General features: G+C 44.0%; 19 protein-coding genes. 6 read left to right on the top strand and 13 right to left on the bottom strand.

Annotated features, from left to right (window positions below; genetic code table 11):
- The first annotated feature begins 3 nt into the window (after positions 1–3).
- Positions 4–621, top strand: coding sequence for a superoxide dismutase (locus QQK21_RS08675; protein ID WP_284191803.1), 618 nt, complete (start codon positions 4–6; stop codon positions 619–621).
- Between the two features lie 83 nt (positions 622–704).
- Positions 705–1,181, top strand: coding sequence for a tRNA (uridine(34)/cytosine(34)/5-carboxymethylaminomethyluridine(34)-2'-O)-methyltransferase TrmL (trmL, locus tag QQK21_RS08670; RefSeq protein WP_284191802.1), 477 nt, complete (start codon positions 705–707; stop codon positions 1,179–1,181).
- Positions 1,182–1,250: 69 nt separating this feature from the next.
- On the opposite strand, the gene trpS is transcribed toward trmL, so the two are convergent.
- From trpS to pilM, 12 genes are all read right to left on the bottom strand, one after another.
- The gene (gene trpS, locus QQK21_RS08665) at positions 1,251–2,267 is read right to left on the bottom strand and encodes a tryptophan--tRNA ligase (protein WP_284191801.1); all 1,017 of its coding nucleotides are present in this window, start codon (positions 2,265–2,267) and stop codon (positions 1,251–1,253) included.
- A 108-nt stretch (positions 2,268–2,375) separates the two neighbouring features.
- Complete coding sequence (locus QQK21_RS08660) at positions 2,376–3,062, bottom strand: phosphoglycolate phosphatase (RefSeq protein ID WP_284191800.1); 687 nt, start codon at positions 3,060–3,062, stop codon at positions 2,376–2,378.
- A 4-nt stretch (positions 3,063–3,066) separates the two neighbouring features.
- A complete protein-coding gene (gene rpe, locus QQK21_RS08655) occupies positions 3,067–3,738 on the bottom strand; it encodes a ribulose-phosphate 3-epimerase (protein ID WP_284191799.1) in 672 nt (223 codons plus the stop codon).
- 100 nt (positions 3,739–3,838) lie between these two features.
- Positions 3,839–4,666, bottom strand: coding sequence for a Dam family site-specific DNA-(adenine-N6)-methyltransferase (locus QQK21_RS08650; protein WP_284191798.1), 828 nt, complete (start codon positions 4,664–4,666; stop codon positions 3,839–3,841).
- Between the two features lie 70 nt (positions 4,667–4,736).
- Positions 4,737–6,248 (bottom strand): SPOR domain-containing protein, encoded by a 1,512-nt coding sequence (locus tag QQK21_RS08645; protein WP_284191797.1) that lies wholly within the window; start codon positions 6,246–6,248, stop codon positions 4,737–4,739.
- 42 nt (positions 6,249–6,290) lie between these two features.
- The gene (aroB, locus tag QQK21_RS08640; RefSeq protein WP_284191796.1) at positions 6,291–7,379 is read right to left on the bottom strand and encodes a 3-dehydroquinate synthase; all 1,089 of its coding nucleotides are present in this window, start codon (positions 7,377–7,379) and stop codon (positions 6,291–6,293) included.
- Positions 7,380–7,410: 31 nt separating this feature from the next.
- Positions 7,411–7,929 (bottom strand): shikimate kinase AroK, encoded by a 519-nt coding sequence (gene aroK / locus QQK21_RS08635; RefSeq protein ID WP_284191795.1) that lies wholly within the window; start codon positions 7,927–7,929, stop codon positions 7,411–7,413.
- 244 nt (positions 7,930–8,173) lie between these two features.
- The gene (locus QQK21_RS08630; protein ID WP_284191819.1) at positions 8,174–9,493 is read right to left on the bottom strand and encodes a type IV pilus secretin PilQ; all 1,320 of its coding nucleotides are present in this window, start codon (positions 9,491–9,493) and stop codon (positions 8,174–8,176) included.
- A 45-nt stretch (positions 9,494–9,538) separates the two neighbouring features.
- Positions 9,539–10,051, bottom strand: coding sequence for a pilus assembly protein PilP (locus QQK21_RS08625; RefSeq protein WP_284191794.1), 513 nt, complete (start codon positions 10,049–10,051; stop codon positions 9,539–9,541).
- Entirely contained in the window at positions 10,041–10,628 is a 588-nt protein-coding gene (locus QQK21_RS08620; protein WP_284191793.1) for a type 4a pilus biogenesis protein PilO, read from the bottom strand. The genes QQK21_RS08625 and QQK21_RS08620 overlap by 11 nt, the downstream gene beginning before the upstream one ends.
- Positions 10,621–11,178, bottom strand: a complete 558-nt coding sequence (locus QQK21_RS08615) for a PilN domain-containing protein (RefSeq protein WP_284191792.1) — start codon at positions 11,176–11,178, stop codon at positions 10,621–10,623. The genes QQK21_RS08620 and QQK21_RS08615 overlap by 8 nt, the downstream gene beginning before the upstream one ends.
- Positions 11,168–12,088 carry a type IV pilus biogenesis protein PilM gene (gene pilM, locus QQK21_RS08610; RefSeq protein ID WP_284191791.1) on the bottom strand — a complete coding sequence of 307 codons (921 nt, stop codon included), beginning with the start codon at positions 12,086–12,088 and terminating at the stop codon, positions 11,168–11,170. Before pilM ends, QQK21_RS08615 begins: the two co-directional genes overlap by 11 nt.
- A 141-nt stretch (positions 12,089–12,229) precedes the next feature.
- Between pilM and QQK21_RS08605 the strand changes: the two genes are divergently transcribed.
- On the top strand, positions 12,230–14,755 hold the full coding sequence (locus tag QQK21_RS08605) for a penicillin-binding protein 1A (protein ID WP_284191790.1): 2,526 nt from the start codon (positions 12,230–12,232) through the stop codon (positions 14,753–14,755).
- An 83-nt stretch (positions 14,756–14,838) separates the two neighbouring features.
- On the opposite strand, the gene oxyR is transcribed toward QQK21_RS08605, so the two are convergent.
- Complete coding sequence (gene oxyR, locus QQK21_RS08600) at positions 14,839–15,729, bottom strand: DNA-binding transcriptional regulator OxyR (protein ID WP_284191789.1); 891 nt, start codon at positions 15,727–15,729, stop codon at positions 14,839–14,841.
- A gap of 151 nt (positions 15,730–15,880) precedes the next feature.
- On the opposite strand from oxyR, the gene QQK21_RS08595 reads away from it, so the two are divergent.
- The 3 genes from QQK21_RS08595 to QQK21_RS08585 all read left to right on the top strand — a co-directional run bounded on the left by QQK21_RS08595 (position 15,881) and on the right by QQK21_RS08585 (position 18,589).
- Positions 15,881–16,609, top strand: coding sequence for a glutathione peroxidase (locus QQK21_RS08595; RefSeq protein ID WP_284191788.1), 729 nt, complete (start codon positions 15,881–15,883; stop codon positions 16,607–16,609).
- A 120-nt stretch (positions 16,610–16,729) separates the two neighbouring features.
- Complete coding sequence (locus QQK21_RS08590; RefSeq protein ID WP_284191787.1) at positions 16,730–18,202, top strand: dihydrolipoyl dehydrogenase; 1,473 nt, start codon at positions 16,730–16,732, stop codon at positions 18,200–18,202.
- 135 nt (positions 18,203–18,337) lie between these two features.
- Entirely contained in the window at positions 18,338–18,589 is a 252-nt protein-coding gene (locus tag QQK21_RS08585; RefSeq protein WP_284191786.1) for a DUF3624 domain-containing protein, read from the top strand.
- Positions 18,590–18,647 lie beyond the last annotated feature (58 nt).

Below are 18,647 nucleotides of genomic sequence, written 5' to 3'. Positions count from 1 at the left end.
ACTATGTCGCACACGTTTCCCGAACTGCCTTACGCTTACGATTCACTTGAACCGTATATTGATGCCAAAACCATGGAAGTACATTACAGCAAGCACCACAAAACTTACTTCGACAAGTTTATCGCTGCGATCAAAGATACTGAACTTGCGTCTGCGAAGATAGATGACATTTTTGCCAACATTTCGCAGCATTCTCCAGCGATACGAAATAATGGAGGGGGCTACTACAATCACATTGTGTACTGGAATTGCATGGCACCAAATGGTGGCGGCAAACCGAGCGGCAGACTCGCAGATGACATCAACTCAACTTTTGGCAGCTTCGCAAACTTCCAGCAATTGTTTGCTGAGGCCGCTATCAATACTTTTGGGTCAGGATTTGTATGGTTGATAGTAAAAGATGGACAACTGAAAATCACCTCAACCAGCAATCAAGATAATCCTCTCATGGATGTAGCCGTTGAACAAGGTGAGCCTATTTTAGCACTCGATGTGTGGGAGCATGCCTATTACATCAGTTACCAAAACCGCCGCCCAGAGTACATTGATGCGTGGTGGAATGTGGTCGATTGGGATGCCATTGGCGAGAATTACACTCAAGCGCTTGCCCTGAATAAATAGCAAAATGCTCTTTACCCACTTGGCGGCGATGATAAGCCGCCTTATAATTTCTCATCTCAGTCAACAAGAACAAAACCCAGATCATGTTTGATATCGCTTTGTACGAGCCAGAAATTGCTCCAAATACTGGTAACATCATCCGCCTATGTGCCAATTGTGGTGCCAACCTTCATCTTATTGAGCCGCTTGGTTTTGATTTGGAAGAGAAAAAAGTACGTCGTGCCGGTTTAGACTATCACGACCTTGCACGTGTCACTCGGCACAACAACTACCAAGCATTCGTTGATCATCTTGAAGCAAGGCATGACACCTACCGTATTTTTGCCTGTACAACAAAAACAACGGGGCATCATGTCGATGCTCAATTTGAGCAAGGTGATGTACTATTATTTGGTCCTGAAACTCGGGGCTTACCCGCAGAGCTCATTGAGAGCCTGCCAATGGAACAGAGAATACGCATTCCCATGATGCCAGACGCTCGTAGTTTAAACCTGTCCAACGCGGTTGCTATCATAGCGTTTGAAGCGTGGCGTCAAATGGACTTTGCTGGCGCTCAATAAATGAGTGGGCTCAGGGATAGAAAAAACGGACTTGGTTAAGTCCGTTTTTTTGACTGAAATAGGTGTTTTCTATGGACGAGTAACAAAACCGACAGCTTTGTATACCTTGCTCAAGGTTTGCGCCGCGCGCTCGGAAGCTTTCTCAGAACCTTGTTTCATTACGCTATCCATATAGGCACGATCTTCACGAATACGACGGTATTGCGCTTGAATTGGCTCAAGCATCGCAACGATAGCTTCACCAACATCTTTCTTAAATGGGCCATACATTTCCACCCCTTTATACTGGGCTTCAATTTCTTCAAAGCTCATTCCTGTTGCCGCTGAATACAATCCCATTAAGTTAGAAATACCCGCTTTATTATCCCAGTCATGAGCAATACGTGGCGGTGTTTCCGTGTCAGTTTGCGCCTTGTTGATCTTCTTAATAATCGATTTTGGTTCTTCTAACAAGGTGATGACATTTTTACGGTTATCGTCCGATTTGGACATTTTCTTCGTTGCATCCTGCAAGCTCATAACACGCGCATTGACTGTTGGAATGTATGGCTCAGGAATCGTAAAAATCGGTGAGTCCGGCGCATAGATATTGTTGAAACGCGTCGCAATGTCACGCGCCAGTTCCAAGTGCTGCTTTTGATCGTTCCCTACCGGAACCTGATTGGCACCGTACAATAAAATATCCGCTGCCATCAAAACTGGGTAACCAAATAAGCCTGCATTCACATCATTGGCATAACGAGCAGATTTATCCTTAAACTGAGTCATTCGACTTAGCTCACCCATCTGAGTATAACAGTTAAGAAGCCAGCCCAATTGCGCATGCTCTGGGACATGAGACTGAACAAATAACGTGCTCTTTTGTGGGTCAACACCAACGGCTAAACAAATAGCCAACGCATCTAACGTCGCTTCATGCAGTGCTTTGGGATCTTGACGAACCGTTATCGCATGAAGATCTACCACGCAATACTGGCAATCATAATCGTCTTGCATCTGGTGCCATTGACGTAGAGCACCCAAGTAGTTACCGATACTTAGTTCACCTGAAGGTTGAACACCACTCAATACAATGGGCTTGCTCATGGGAATAATTCCTTGACTTCTTAATCTAAAAATGAAAAACCGCATAGCTTACTTTGCCACGCGGTTTACTCAGTGTACTCATTAACGAGTATTTTGGAAGATCTTTTGTTACAAGTGTGCACAAACCTGAACCACATCGACCAAATCAGTGATGCAGTCAGAGACAAAATCTGGCTGAGAATCTGAGATCGGCTCACCGTGATTGTAGCCATAAGTCAATCCAAATGATAAACAGCCAGCATTTTTTGCCGCTAAAATATCGTTCTTTGAATCCCCCACCATCAGCATTTGTTGTGGCTGCAAATGGTACTTATTCAGCAACCAATTAAGCGCAACGGGACTAGGCTTTTTATCCGAAAACGTATCACCACCAATGACGTCAGCAAAAAAAGTATCAATTCGATGCTTTTTCAACACTTCAGGCACAAACTTAGACGGTTTATTGGTCACCAATGCTAAGACAAACCCTGCCTGATAAAGTTGCTCAAGGGTTTCCCTAACTTGAGAATAAAGGTGGCTAAGTTGATGGCCGCTTTTCTCATAATAGTCATCAAATAGCTGACGAGCTTTGTCGAGAAGCTCTGCATCTAAATCTGGGTTTACGGCAAGGCTGCGACTCAAGGCTCTTGCGATAAGAACATCGGCACCATTACCGACATAGTCACGTACCTGCTCTTCTGTGACACTCGGGAAGCCCAAAGCCTTGACAGTTTGCTCTGCTGCAACAGCAAGATCTGGCACACTATCAAGTAAGGTGCCATCGAGATCAAAAGCGATCAATTTAATACTACTCATTGAATTATCTTACCTTGGCTAACTCTGCTCGCATTTGGTCAATGACCTGTTTATAGTCTGGTTGGTTAAAAATTGCCGAACCCGCAACAAACATATCTGCGCCAGCTTGAGCAATTTCTTTGATATTATCGACTTTAACCCCACCATCAATTTCCAAACGGATATCATGTCCAGAGTCATCAATCAACTTACGCACCGCTCTGAGCTTATCGAGTGTGTTGGGAATAAATGACTGACCGCCAAATCCTGGATTGACTGACATGAGCAAAATCATATCCAGCTTGTCCATAATGTACTCTAGATGAGACAAAGGTGTGGCAGGATTTAACACAACGCCAGCTTTACAGCCATGTTGTTTGATAAGCTGCAAAGTACGATCAACATGCTCAGAAGCTTCGATATGAAAGGTGATCATAGAAGCGCCAGCTTGAGCAAAATCAGGAATGATGCGATCTACTGGTTTCACCATCAAATGGACATCAATGGGTGCCGTGATACCGTAATCGCGCAGTGCTTGGCAAATTGGAGCACCAAAAGTTAGGTTTGGTACATAATGATTGTCCATCACGTCAAAATGAACCACATCAGCACCTGCAGCAAGAACCTTGTCAACGTCCTCACCAAGACGCGCCATATCCGCAGACAATATCGATGGAGCGATAAGGAAATCTTTCATACCAAACCTCTATGTGAATGTGGGCAAGCCCAAAAGACTGATTGGTTCCCATTCTACCCAAGCAAAAGCGTTTAAGATAGCTTAGATAAGAGAAATATCGCTAGCGATTAACGCTCGGTTTAAACAGAGCCAATAACTCATCAACTTTGTTGCGTCCTGAACCATTACGGCTAATGGTACGTTTCACTTTGACGACATTAAGCTCTGCACCGTGATATAAACGACGTGTCAGCGTGGTGTCGTGATTCGAAATCAAAACGGGGATATGTCGCTCCTTGGCGGCTTTTTCTGCCACATCGGCTAAGGCAGCTTGATCATCCAAAGTAAACCCATTGCCAGAGTAGGAGGTAAAATTCGCAGTTGTCGATAACGGCGCATAGGGAGGATCACAATAAACCACACTTCCTTTGCGAGCTCGCCTAAAAGTTTCTGGGTAGCTTTCACAAACGAATGATGCTTTTTTGGCTTTATCTGCGAAAAACTCTAGCTCAGCTTGAGGAAAATAGGGTTTTTTGTACGAACCAAAAGGAACATTAAAGCCGCCTTTCTTGTTGTAACGACATAGACCGTTAAAGCCAAAGCGGTTCATATAAAGGAAAGCCAGTGAGCGATACATGATATCGTCTGTACCGTTAAACTCTGCTCGTATCGATAAATACGCGTCTTTACGATTATTTTCTGCAATAAACCAACGTCTCGCCTCTGAAATATATTCTTGCGGCTTCTCTTTTAATAAATTGTAGAGATTAATCAGATCTGGATTGATATCGGCTAAAAGATAATGTTCGTAATCCGTGTTAAGAAAGACGGAACCAGCACCTACGAATGGCTCCACAAGCTTGCGCCCTTCTGGTAGGTACCGCTGGATATCTTCAACTAGTCCGTATTTTCCACCAGCCCATTTGAGAAAGGCACGTTGCTTTTTCATCTAATGCTCTAAATCAATCAACCAAAATTAAGGCTGCGAAATGTAACATATTTTCCATCTCGACTCAGCGTTATTTCACTCGATCGATTTCTCGATGCACTTGACTGAGTGATTTAGCCCAAGGGTCCAATTGCTGCAATTCCGCAGGTAAGGATTCCACCGCATCTCTGGCAACTTGAATCGTCGGGTAGTTTTGATAGGTGATGATATACCACTCAGCGTCATTACGTATCGTTGGATAGACATACACGCTGCCTGCCAGTTTATGCTTGTCCAAAAATGCCTGTACTTCTTGCAAAGACTGAACAGCAGCCAATTGTAGCGTGTAGCTGCGAGATGAAAAGTTTTTTAATTCATCTTTAGTAAACGAAAATGATATCACCGCTTTGGCTGGCTCAACCGGTTCAGATACTGCCGCATCTGTTGTTGATACCTTGTCAGGTTCAGCGGGCAAAATACGAATACCTGGATTACTCACCTCTTTCTCTGCAACTGGGGCTTCCGCTGTAACTGGGGTTTTCGCTTGTTCAGATTTACCTTCGATGAGAGCATCAACCACTTCTGAGGTGATAATAACTCTCTGCTGGCCATCTTGCGTATTTCCTACACTTGACGTTTGCTCGGTTACTTTGGGTGGCAGAGCCTCCGAATCATCTTCTGTCGACATCCCAGCGGTGTCCATCTCTTGTTGTGACTCAAGCTTTTGAGAAGAAGAATCAACTTGGGGTTCAGATGACAAAACTGGAATAACTAGTTCATCAGACATCTGCAACGCCTGTTGGGTCTTCTCTTCTGGGGAAGGCTGCCCCATCAACCACCAATACCCTCCTCCAATAAACAAAAGAAGAGTGAAAACAAGTAAAGCAATATTCACTGGTGAGCCAATGATTGAACGGATAATAATCCTTTTTTCCACTTTATGGTCCCCTAAAGCCATAATGTCACCCGGCCGAAGGGCGACGGTACGATATGCGTTACGCACACGCTTTTCTCTATCATCTTCGACAAAACGAATCACTAAGTGCTCAAAGAATCGGTCTGCCTCGTCTTGGGTCAAAGGATCTATATCTAGATCAATTGGCTTGTGTTCTTGACCATAACTCAACCGAGTTAGCAGAACATCAAGCGAGTTGGATTGAGCAAATAACACCACATTGACTGTCCAAGACGGATGCTCCTGAGCTTCGAGCACCAACATCCACAACTCAGAAACAAACGACTCCTTTAACTGCTGCGCATCATCAATCACGATGACCACATCGCAGCCTTCTTCACCGATTTGACGAGAGAAACTTTCAGTCAAAGGATCGACCGGATCGAACATAGGCTCGGAAAAAAGCTGCGTAAGAATCATAGTTCTGCGCTGCTGGTCATCCTGATTTGGGTGGCACATAAGCAGAGATTGGTTCTTATCCGTTGCCCACGCCTCCAAGTAACGCTGAGCCAACCACGATTTTCCCGCTCCCGGAGCGCCACCAACCGTGACTAAGTTCGAACCAAAATTAGTCAGCAATTGCATGCGCTCAAGTAGCTCTACTTGAGAATCCAACTCCAAAACACGGGATTCATGCGTGAAACTCATTCAAACCATCCTAATGACAGTCCACTGTCCAAAGCAAACAACTCAGAGATTGCGACAAAAATCGATCGCTTGGCGAATAATCGATTCAGGCACACCTTTCACAACTTCAGCACTACCGATTCCAGTAGGTAACACCAAACGCAGTTCACCAGACAGTACTTTTTTGTCACGCATCATATGTTTCATGAAGTCGTCAAAATTCATTGACTCTGGCGTATGCACAGGTAATTGCGCTTTCTTCAGTATAGAGAGTATTCGACCTACTTGCTGCTCGGTGATAAGCCCCTGAAGCTCGGCTGTTTTAGCCGCCATAAGGGTACCAGAAGAGACAGCCTCACCATGCAGCCACTTACCATAACCCAATTCTGCTTCAATCGCGTGGCCGAATGTATGCCCAAGGTTTAATAAAGCTCTAATTCCCGATTCTTTTTCATCTTTGGCCACCACCTCTGCTTTGATTTGGCAACAACGTGAAATGGCGTAAGTCAAAGCCTGCTCATCTAGTGCATATAGACGGTCTAAATTTTCCTCCAGCCAAGCGAAAAATTCTCCGTCATAGATAATTCCGTATTTGATGACTTCAGCAATACCGGCAGAAAATTCTCTTAAAGGCAAGGTTTTAAGGCATTCCGTGTCGATGATGACCGACTTGGGCTGATAGAACGCGCCTATCATATTTTTGCCCAACGGATGGTTGACTGCCGTTTTACCACCAACCGATGAATCGACTTGAGCCAGAAGAGTTGTCGGAATCTGGATAAAATCAACACCACGTTGGTAACATGCAGCGGAAAAACCGACCAAATCACCGATAACACCACCACCAAGAGCAATCACCACCACATCGCGGGCAAAATTGCCTTCGAGCAAATAACTCATGACCGTATTGAAGGTGTCCAATGACTTATATTGCTCACCGTCTGGCAGTTGCAGTACCGATGCATTGCAACCTAAGTGTTCAAGAAGATTGAGTATTTTTTCAGCGTACAAGGGCGCAACCGTGACATTAGTAATCACAACAACTTTTTGTTTGGCTGATAAAAATGAAAGGTGGGCCGGATCATCAAATAATCCGGCACCAATTGAGATTGGATAGCTACGTTCGCCTAAACAAACCGTAATCCTTTCCATGGGTATTCTCCAGTTGCTAATATTTAACGTATTAACGTTCTTCTAGCATTTTTACAATCTGGTTGGCTACCACTTTTGCACTTTGATCGTCAGTTCGCACCGTGTAGTCCGCAATTTCCTCATAAAGAGGGTTACGTTCACCCGCCAGCGACTCAAGCACGTCTCGTGGGTTGTCCGTCTGCAACAGAGGACGTTTTTTGTCACGATTCGTGCGTGCAAGTTGCTTTTCAATTGTTGTTTCTAAATAAACAACAATCCCGCGCGCAGAAAGACGATTGCGGTTTTCTTTACTTTTGATAGAGCCACCACCTGTCGCCAAAACAATGCCTTGTTCTTCTGTCAGGTCGTTGATCACCTTCTCTTCACGCACACGAAAGCCGTCTTCGCCTTCAACGTCAAATACCCAAGCGATATCTGCTCCAGTGCGTTCTTCAATTACGGTATCCGAATCAACAAACTCCATGTGAAGCTGTTGAGCGAGATGTCTACCAATTGTACTTTTGCCAGCACCCATAGGGCCAACAAGAAAAATATTGCGTTTTTCAGCCATGTTTAGCAGTAATTTACAACGTTAATTCAATGACATCGCCACAAGAAAACCAGATATATCTGGTCCAAGATATGCTCGTGGCACCAATTCCTCACAGATAATTCGTGATAAGACCCGAAATTATCTAGGTAAGGTGACACTATTGCAAATTTATTTTCATCTGTTTTTCTATTTCATTGGGAACCTATTGTCTTTCATGGTTATATTTCATGCAATTTAGACACTCTTCATTCCCAATATTGCTCTATGGAGTAATCAGAGTTGGTGTGACAAAAATAAACAATTCACTTTTACCCATCTGTTGATAACTCCGACGAAAAATCCCTCCGAGCAGTGGAAGATCCCCCAACAGTGGCACCTTTTCTATCGCATCCGAGACACTATGTTGATATATTCCTCCCAGTACTATGGTTTGACCATTGTTAACCAGCACTTGAGTACCAATGCGTTGAGTATCTATTGCGACGGCTTCCCCTGTGCCAGTTTTCACAACCTGCCCAGGCCTGTCCTGAGTCACTTTCAAATCAAGAATTAAGCGATCGTCAGCGGTAATTTGAGGTGTGACTTTAAGACTGAGCACGGCCTTTTTAAAATTAACGCTGGTTGCCCCACTTGATGCTGCTTCCAAATACGGAATTTCCGTACCCTGCTCTATATAAGCAGGCTGTTTATTGGTTGTGATCAAACGCGGGCTAGAGATCACTTCAGCTCTTGCTTCCCTTTGCAAAGCGGATAGCTCGAGATCAAGCAAAATCCCACTACTCAATTTAGCGACTTGAAAAGCAATTGTCGAGGCCGTGTTGGATGTCACTGCAAGATCGACATTAAGCAAACCATCAAGAGTGTCTTCACCATCTGAATATAAGCTAATGTTTGATAAATTATTTTCAATAGATCCACCAATCGCGTAATGGCCTTTTTGACCATTCAATCCCCAGCGCACCCCAAGTTCTTGTAAATCGCCTTCATTGAGACTGATGATTCGCGCCTCTATCTGAACCTGTTTTACGGGTACGTCCAAAGCCGAAATGATGGGTTTCATGGCCCGAATGTTTGCTGCATAGTCGCGAATCAAAAGGGCATTCGTCCTTGCATCTACTGAAATCGAACCACGTGCAGACAACATGGAAGTGGTCGCTTCACTTCCCAGCATGGCAGCAATGTCGGTTGCATTAGCAAATTTCATCGCAATAATGGTAGATTCAAGCGATTGCGTGTCAGGTGACAACGCATTATTTATCATGCTTGATTCAGATTCGTTGAACACCAATAAGCTATCGCCGATTCGACGCTTTTGCAGTCCTTTGACGACTAAAATCATATCGAGCAATTCCGCCCAAAACACGTCATTGACTTTTAGTGTCAGCGTCCCAGAGACAGAATCAGATACCACTATATTAAAATCACTGTAGTCTGCGAGCTGCTGTAATACGCTACGTACCGGAATATCGTCAACATTGAGTGACAATTTCTTATCACTGGAATCGATTTCTTGAATGTCGGATTCATAGGAAGCTTTATTACTGGCGTAAACAAATGGCGCCGAAAAAGTTATGCCTACCATTAATATCACCCATTTCTTAATGAGATCATCGAGCATAAATTGATCCTATTGTGAAATTGCCAATATGGTATTTTTCACCAATCGGCATTCTTGCTCATCGGCTATCCAAAAGCCGATACTGAGCTCCTCAGGTGTAATATTGGTTATCCTGCCCTTTTCAAGGCCAATTTCTTGTCCAACCAAACCTTTATTAACCCTTCCATCAGGAAGTTCAATTAAAGCAACATAGTCAGTTTGACGATGAATGACCCCTGCCAGTCTTAAGCTCTCAATCGGAAAATTAATCGTGCTAACACGAGAAGGATTAGAGAGTGAGTCACAAGGGGTTTCTGGTGAACGCATCTGAGAAAACAACGCCGGAAAAGAAAAAGGATCGCGTTTTAAGTCAAGTTTTGATTCAAACACGGATGGTGAATAACGATAAGTGAGGTCAACAGTGTCGGCCTCAATTTCTATGTGGGGCCTTGACCCGCGATTATTCTCTATTGGCAAAGGACCTTGGTTTGCCCTACATCCAAACAAAAAGCCACATATCAACGCCATTACTTTAACCTGCATCATCATTTCCTAAACGATCGCTCACAAGGCTAAGATGACCTTGCACATGCAACTTTCCATACTCTGTAGACCGATTCCAGCTAACGGCATCAAAATGAATAGAATGGGACGCCTTGGTAACAGAATCAAAAAAGGCCATTACTTTTTGATATTCACCATAAATATCAAGATTAATTGCTGATTGAGAGCCAACATCACTAGCCACAGTATCAACTCGAACTAGAATCGATAGACGCAACTCATGTTGCTCCGCAAGACGACTTAAACTTTGTATGGCGTGTGGCAAACTCTCCGAATCAACCATTAACGCCTGCCATTGTTTTTCAACCCGCTTTAACTCCTCCAGTTCAATCGCCAACTGCGCCAATAACCACTGATGATCGCCATCTAGACTGAGTGTCTGTATTAATTGAGTTTCCTTTTCTCGCAGAGAATCCAGTCGAGTCAGTTGTGGATAAATAAAAATGGAAAACAGCAGAGTCGCCGTGGCCACCACATACCCACCAAGGTAGTAGCATTGGACTATCGGATTACACTTTATTTGAGACAGAGAAAAGAACGACTGAACATCACTCATAGAGAGTTTCCGACAACACAAACAAAATGGAAAATGACGGATAGTCTCGTTGTAAACCTTCACCATAAGTATTTAATTGCCGCATAAAAGCAGCATCAACAAGACCCGAATGGTTTAATCTCGTCAGTAGAGCATCAATCCCACTTACTGTAGCTGCCACCCCCTGAACTTCCACTTGTTCGCCCGTCAAATTGATTTGATTTAGATACACATCCTCAGGCATCTCTTTAGCCATAAGAAACATTAAAATAAGAGGGTTGAAGCGCCTTGCGTCCTGCTTAGCTAGGTGAACGATATTGGATTTGACACTATCTACACTTTGTTGCAAATGATTAACCTTTTGTTTTTGACAAGAAATAAAATCGATTTCCTGGTTTATCTGAGCCACTCTTTCCTGCTGTATCTCCAGCTGTAAAACAAGATAGTCTGTTATGTAAAAAGTGGTCACGGCAGCTATCAAGGTTATTGTGGCCAAACACACGATAAGCCTACGTTTTAGATAACTGGTTCGCTTCTGCCTCCAAGGAATAAGATTAACGTTATATCCCATCAAAATACCCCAACCAATTGGCTCCACTTAATGCCAGCCCGAATGCATGGAAGCATTCCCGAGGCAACGACAGTTGATTTTGGCACTTAGCTAATTTAACTAAAGGTAAATCAATACAGGGAAATGTCGCTTCTGATAGTGACTTCATCACTTGAACGGAGTCCAAAGAAGCTTCACCAGTCAGCCATATCCCTTTTGGGGTTATCTTGAGTAGTTGGATATGAAGAAAAAGACTTCGTAGTCCATCGCTAATTGCACTTATTTCTTTGCCTACTTCTACTTGATGATACACACTGCCATGTTGTTTAGACTCAAAGCACATAGCAAGACAAGACCCATTTAAACCAATCAGTAACCAATTTTTATCTCGATAGTGATGAAGCGCATATCGCAAAAGCTGAATCAGGTTGGATGAATAGGGATTAATGAGCAAAGATGTCAATCCTGCTCTAGAACAAGCAGACATCAAACCATCAATATCGTGTTTACGAGCTGCGTACACTTGATAGCGACTAGCAGTGTGGTTTTGGCTTTCACTAGGCAAAACCTCAAAATCAAAGTAGAGTTCGTCTATCTCTATTACAGAATGCTTTGATAGAGTCTGTTTGATAACAAATTGACATTCTTCTTGGTTTAAGTCGCTATCTAACTGTAATTGCTTAGTTATTAGCATATTGTCGGGAATACTCAGACACACTTTGCGACTAAATAAAGGTAAGGCCTTTCTTAGTTCTTCAAGTTTCTTTACAATTTTCTGATAATTTAACCTGTCGTTATCAGTAAGAATGTGGTTATCCAGTGGCATTTGATAACAACGAACAAGTTTGCAAGTGTTTTTTATCGGCTTTATAACCACAGCTCGAATATGCTGGTGACTGATATCAATGCCTGTGATAAATGATTGAATCATGTAAATCAACTCCGACAGGTTAACGTGGCCCACGAATTTAACTCTTTGATTTAGTGGGAACATAAATACATATGAGCTACGTTTTTAGCTTAAACTGTCAGGGTTTGCATAACGTAAGCGTAATTAATCAGGGATTCTCCGGTGAAGTTCATAAAGCGATTGTTTGTTTTCGTATTGGTTTGCACACTGCTTGGGATAGGCACCATTTTTGGTTTCTACCTTTACGTCAAGCCTGAGCTACCTGATGTAGCAACCTTAAAAGACGTCAAACTGCAAACACCGATGCAGATATTCAGTCAAGACGGCAAGCTTATCTCTCAATTCGGTGAAAAACGTCGTATTCCAGTAACCTATGATGAAATCCCCCCTCATCTTATCGAGGCTCTAATAGCGACAGAAGACAGCCGATTCTATGAGCATCCGGGAATAGACCCTATCGGTATTACTCGCGCAGCACTTGTGGTTGCCGTTTCAGGGTCAGCCAAGCAAGGGGCAAGTACTATCACTCAGCAGCTCGCTCGTAACTTCTTTCTTTCGAATGAGAAGAAGATCATGCGCAAGATAAAAGAGATTTTTATTGCCATTCACATCGAGCAGTTACTGAGCAAGCAAGAAATCATGGAACTGTATGTCAATAAAATTTTCTTAGGCTATCGTTCTTACGGATTTGGTGCCGCAGCGCAAACATACTTTGGCAAAGATCTTAAAGATCTCACCTTAAGTGAAGTCGCCACTCTCGCGGGTATGCCCAAAGCACCTTCAACTATGAACCCAATATACTCACTAGAGCGCGCAACAAACCGCAGGAATGTCGTGCTCCAGCGCATGCTAAATGAAGAATACATTACTCAAGCTGAATACGAACAAGCTCGAAACGAGGTGCTTATTTCACGCTATCATGGTGCAGAGATAGAGCTCAGCGCACCTTATGTTGCCGAACTCGCTCGAGCTTGGATGGTTGCTCGATATGGAGAGGATGCTTATACCTCAGGCATGAATGTATATACTACGGTTGACTCTAAGTTGCAGTCAGCTGCAAACGATGCCGCTATCAACAACTTGCTTGCCTATGATGAAAGGCATGGCTATCGAGGTGCAGAGACCATCCTTTGGAAAAAAGATCAACCAGCTCTCGACACTCAACAAATGGATGACGTATTGGACAAAGTCCCAACTTATGGTGAACTTACTCCAGCGGTTGTGACAAGTGTTACCGCTCAGCAAGCCAAGGTTTGGGTTAAAAATCAAGGAGCTCAAACGCTCAACTGGGATGGCATCAAGTGGGCTCGTAAGTTTTTGACCGATGAACGTCAAGGTCCAGCACCAAACTCTGCTACAGAAGTCCTCACAGCCGGAGAGCAAATTTGGGTTCGAAAAATAAACACCCAATCAGAAAGCCAAACGCAAACGAGCGACTGGCAATTGAGTCAAGTACCCAACGCCAACACAGCATTTGTCGCAATGAATCCAGAAAACGGTGCCGTCCTATCTCTTGTTGGCGGGTTTAACTTTGTACACAATAAATTTAATCGTGCGACACAATCGGTCAGGCAAGTAGGTTCAAGCATTAAACCTTTTATCTATTCGGCAGCTATCGATAAGGGATTAACATTAGCAACCTTAGTTAACGATGCGCCTATCAATCAATGGGACCAAAGCCAAGGTACCGCTTGGAGACCCAAAAACTCTCCGCCAACCTATATTGGCCCTACTCGCTTAAGAATCGGGCTTGCTCAGTCTAAAAACGTTATGGCAGTAAGAGTACTGCGAGAAGTGGGCCTAGATGAAACTCGAGAGTATTTAACTCGGTTTGGATTCGAACTTGATCAATTACCACGCTCTGAAACTATCGCTCTAGGAGCAGGTAGCTTAACACCCATGAAAATGGCACAAGGCTACTCTGTGTTTGCCAATGGTGGATACTATGTAGAGCCATACTATATCAGTAAAGTTGAAGGGCCGTTTGGTGATATGGAATTTGAGGCAAAACCTAAAACTATCTGCCGAGAATCCTGCATGCCAACAGATTCAGGTCTACTAGAAAATGAATTTTTGGAACAAGATATTGAGCCAGATGAAATACAGCAGACCGCTCAATACGCTCCGCAAGTTATCACTGAGCAAACCGCGTTCTTAGTACGTGAAATGATGTACAGTAATATTTGGGGTGGAGGTAACTGGAGTGAAGGAACGGGCTGGAATGGCACGGGCTGGCGAGCACAGGCACTTAAACGTCGCGATATTGGTGGCAAAACTGGTACAACGAATGACTCCAAAGACACCTGGTATAACGGCTATGGTCCGGGGATGGTCGCCATCTCATGGGTTGGCTTTGATGATCACACTCGTGATTTGGGCCGTACCGTACCAAACAGCAACCTAGGTCAAGATCAAAACTCTGGGGTAGAAGCAGGAGCGAGAACGGCTCAACCTGCTTGGGTTAACTTTATGAAAGTCGCGCTTGCTGATGTTCCAGAACAAGACAAGGACATTCCTACCAACATTGTTCGCGTGCGCATCGATCGTGACTCAGGTCTACTGACGAATAAATTTGATTCAAGTTCAATGTTTGAATACTTCCTTGAAGGTACAGAGCCAACTGACTTTGTCAGTGAAGAAGTCACCGATAGTATTTACACGTCAACAGAAAACGAAGAACTGTTTTAAGCTTCAGCCTCTCCGATGTTCTACTCTCGTGAGAGGCTGTAGTAACTAACACAATAGATGTACACTCAGCCAAACAGGTCAATCTATTGCTTTTCCAGTTGCCGCTTTATCGCTTCTGCCAGTTGTTCAAAACGGGCTCGCAGAGGGGAACCCGGACGATATGCGACGACGATACTGCGGGAAGGCACCGGATTGGTCGCTTTAACGTAGCAAACCCCATCTTTATACTTTTCTTTAGGTAAAGACAGCTCTGGTAGCAAAGTAATCCCAGCGCCTGCTGCAACCATGTTACGTAATGTTTCAAGACTGGTTGCTTTGAAGCGTTCATCATCTTTTGCCCCTGCGGCAAAGCAAAAGCCTAACGCTTGGTCTCTCAAACAATGCCCATCACCTAAGGCAAGCACCGTTTTACCATTGAGCTCTAGCATATCTATTTCGTCTAGCTTTGCCCATTCATGATCACAAGGAACAGCAACGCTTAACGGCTCTTCATAGACCTCTATTTCTTTAAACGGTGCGGTTTCCGCAACAGAAGCCAATACCAAACAATCCAATTTGCCATCTTCTAATTGCCTTACTAACTGATTGGTTTGTGCTTCATGAAGAAAAAGCTCAAGTTCAGGGAATTGCTCTTTTAATACCGGCACAATTTTAGGCAGTAAGTAAGGTCCCACCGTTGGAATAAACCCTATGTGCATAGGCCCACTCATTGCCTTGCCCTGACCACTCGCCATATCACGAAACGTTTTTACCTCAGACAAAATCCTTTTTGCTTGTCCAACCAATTGGAGACCAGCATCAGTAAATAACACTCTGCGGCTACTTCGCTCCAGCAAAGCCGTACCTAACTCATCCTCTAGCTTGCGAATTTGTCCACTCAAGGTTGGCTGGCTAACAAAGCATGCTTCTGCGGCCTTACGAAAGTGATTGTGTTCTGCCAATGCCACCAAATACTCAAAGTCGCGGATATTCATTTTTAGTTACCTATCCAAAAATAGAAAAAACCTATCGATACCATAGCATCTAACGATTGGAGCTATCAAAGCAAATTTCAAATAATAGCGTCATCAACATCAAACACTTTAAGTGCTGATACAATTTTTATTCTTATCAAAGGAATCCATAATGTTTACATCGAAAGAAGGCCACCAAGTACCACAAGTTACATTTGCAACTCGTCAAGGAGATGCATGGGTAAACGTCACTAGCAACGATATTTTTAAAAACAAAACGGTCATTGTTTTTAGCTTACCTGGTGCTTTCACTCCAACTTGTTCATCTAGTCATTTGCCACGCTACAATGAACTATTCCCTGTATTCAAAGAGCACGGTGTAGATGAAATCTTATGTGTTTCTGTCAATGACACCTTCGTTATGAACGCTTGGAAATCCGATCAAGAAGCCGACAATGTCACCTTTTTACCGGATGGTAATGGTGAGTTTACCGACGGCATGGGCATGTTGGTCGACAAAAACGACATTGGTTTTGGCAAACGTTCATGGCGCTACAGTATGCTGGTCAAAGATGGCGTGGTAGAGAAGATGTTTATCGAGCCGAATGAACCTGGCGACCCATTCAAAGTTTCTGACGCAGATACCATGCTTAGCTACATTGCCCCTGAGCATAAAGTCCAAGAATCAATTACGGTATTTAGCAAGCCAGGCTGCCCGTTCTGCGCCAAAGCCAAACAGAATTTGATCGATCATAATCTTCAGTATGAAGAAGTCATCTTGGGCAAAGATGCAACAACCGTCAGCTTACGTGCTATCTCAGGTCGCTCAACAGTGCCACAGATTTTCATTGGTGGTAAACACATTGGCGGTAGTGAAGAGCTTGAATCTTACTTAGGCTAATTTTATCTCTCAAGATTTGACTGCAAATATCGCCGCTCCAGATTTTCGTGAAAGCGCGATGCTCAATCTCATCACCGAAGCAATCTTTCGCTTCGGTGATTTACTGAACAGGAATAGGAAATGAAACAGCTTAATGTTGACGTGGCGGTGATTGGTGGGGGTACTGCAGGTCTTGGAGCCTACCGTGCTGCGAAGGCGCATACATCAAGTGTGGTGATGATTGAAGGTGGTCCGTATGGCACAACTTGTGCGCGTGTTGGATGCATGCCATCAAAGCTACTTATCGCAGCAGCTGAAAGTGTTCACCACATTGAAAAAGCGCCACAATTTGGTATTTATCCGCAAGGTGATATTGAAATAAACGGCCGTGAAGTGATGGATCGCGTCAAGCGAGAGCGTGATCGCTTCGTTGGTTTTGTGATTGAGGGTGTCGACGAAATACCTGCCGAAGATAAAATCAGTGGATACGCTCAGTTTGTTGATAACCACACACTTCAAGTCGATGACCATACCAAAATCACTGCGAAACGTATTGTGATTGCCACTGGATCACGCCCTACCTACCCTGGTGTTTGGAATGAATTAGGCGACCGCTTAGTGATAAACGATGATGTCTTTGAATGGGATGATCTGCCAAAATCAGTGGCTGTGTTTGGACCTGGTGTTATTGGATTGGAGCTGGGTCAAGCCTTGCATCGCTTAGGTGTTGAAATCAAGCTATTTGGTCTTGGTGGTCAAGTTGGCCCACTGACTGACCCACAAATAATGAGCTATGCAGACAAAGCATTTAAACAAGAATTTTATCTCGATGCGGACGTTAAAGTAGAACAAATGAAGCGCATTGAATCTAAGGATGGCTCAGGCTCGGATCAAGTTGAAATACAATTTATCAACCATGATGGTGAGCTAGAAACCTTCATTGTTGATTACGTTCTTGCCGCAACCGGTCGTCGCCCAAATGTCGATAAACTGGGGCTAGAAAACACTGCAGTTCAGTTGGATGAGCGAGGCGTACCTACAGCAGATCACTACACTTTACAAACATCTGTTGAGAATATATTCATTGCGGGTGATGCAAGTAACCAAATCCCTTTGCTACATGAAGCGGCCGATCAAGGACGTATCGCAGGTGATAATGCTGGACGCTACCCAGATATTCGCGCAGGACTTCGCCGCTCTTCCATTTCAGCAGTATTCTCAGACCCTCAAATTGCCATGGTCGGAGAAAGCTTCAAACAGCTTGAAAATCGGCTAGGCAACTGTGGCTGTTTTGCCATCGGTGAGGTGTCTTTTGAAAATCAGGGCCGCTCGCGAGTCATGCTGCGAAATAAAGGCTTGCTGCATGTCTACGGAGAGCAAGGAACTGGTCGATTTCTGGGTGCAGAAATGATGGGGCCTAATGTTGAGCACTTAGCCCACCTACTCGCATGGGCACATCAAAACAAGATGACAATATCTGACATGTTGGACATGCCTTTCTACCACCCAGTGATAGAAGAAGGCGTTAGGACAGCGCTACGTGATCTCAATGCGAAACTGCACTTGGGTCCAGAAATGATCAAGCACTGCCTTGACTGTGGTCCCGGTTGCTAATCTATCTGCTGTCAAATCACATCAAAGCGAGCCAAATGGCTCGCTTTAAATTTATCTCAGACTGACTGTGTTCATCGATGAGTTTTCGCTAAGATTGAGTCATACTTTCCATTTGACCCATTAGCAATCAATTATATGCCATGTCAGTACTGCAACGAACATTGGTTTTGGAAAAAGGTCGGCCGATGCCAGCGCTGTATGAAACAGCTGATTTGCTTATCCATCTTTAGCTGGCTAGCTTGGTGGTATGCAGGTGCGAGCAATCCTAAATCGATCGAGTCTGTCACAATACTCGTAGCAGGATTTGGCTTTCATGCCTTGCTCTTTCTTCATCTCTGGATGCGCTTTGTCGTTTTTCCTTGGCGACGAAAAAAGATCAAATCGTAGCTTCAATTCCAGAATCAAAGGCGAAAAAAAGCCCCAAAACCAATTTTGGTCTTGGGGC

This window comes from Vibrio zhanjiangensis, from assembly GCF_030161235.1.
Taxonomy (GTDB): Bacteria; Pseudomonadota; Gammaproteobacteria; order Enterobacterales; family Vibrionaceae; genus Vibrio; species Vibrio zhanjiangensis.
Note: the sequence above shows the minus strand (reverse complement) of the source record. Positions and strands in the feature narration are given on the sequence as shown.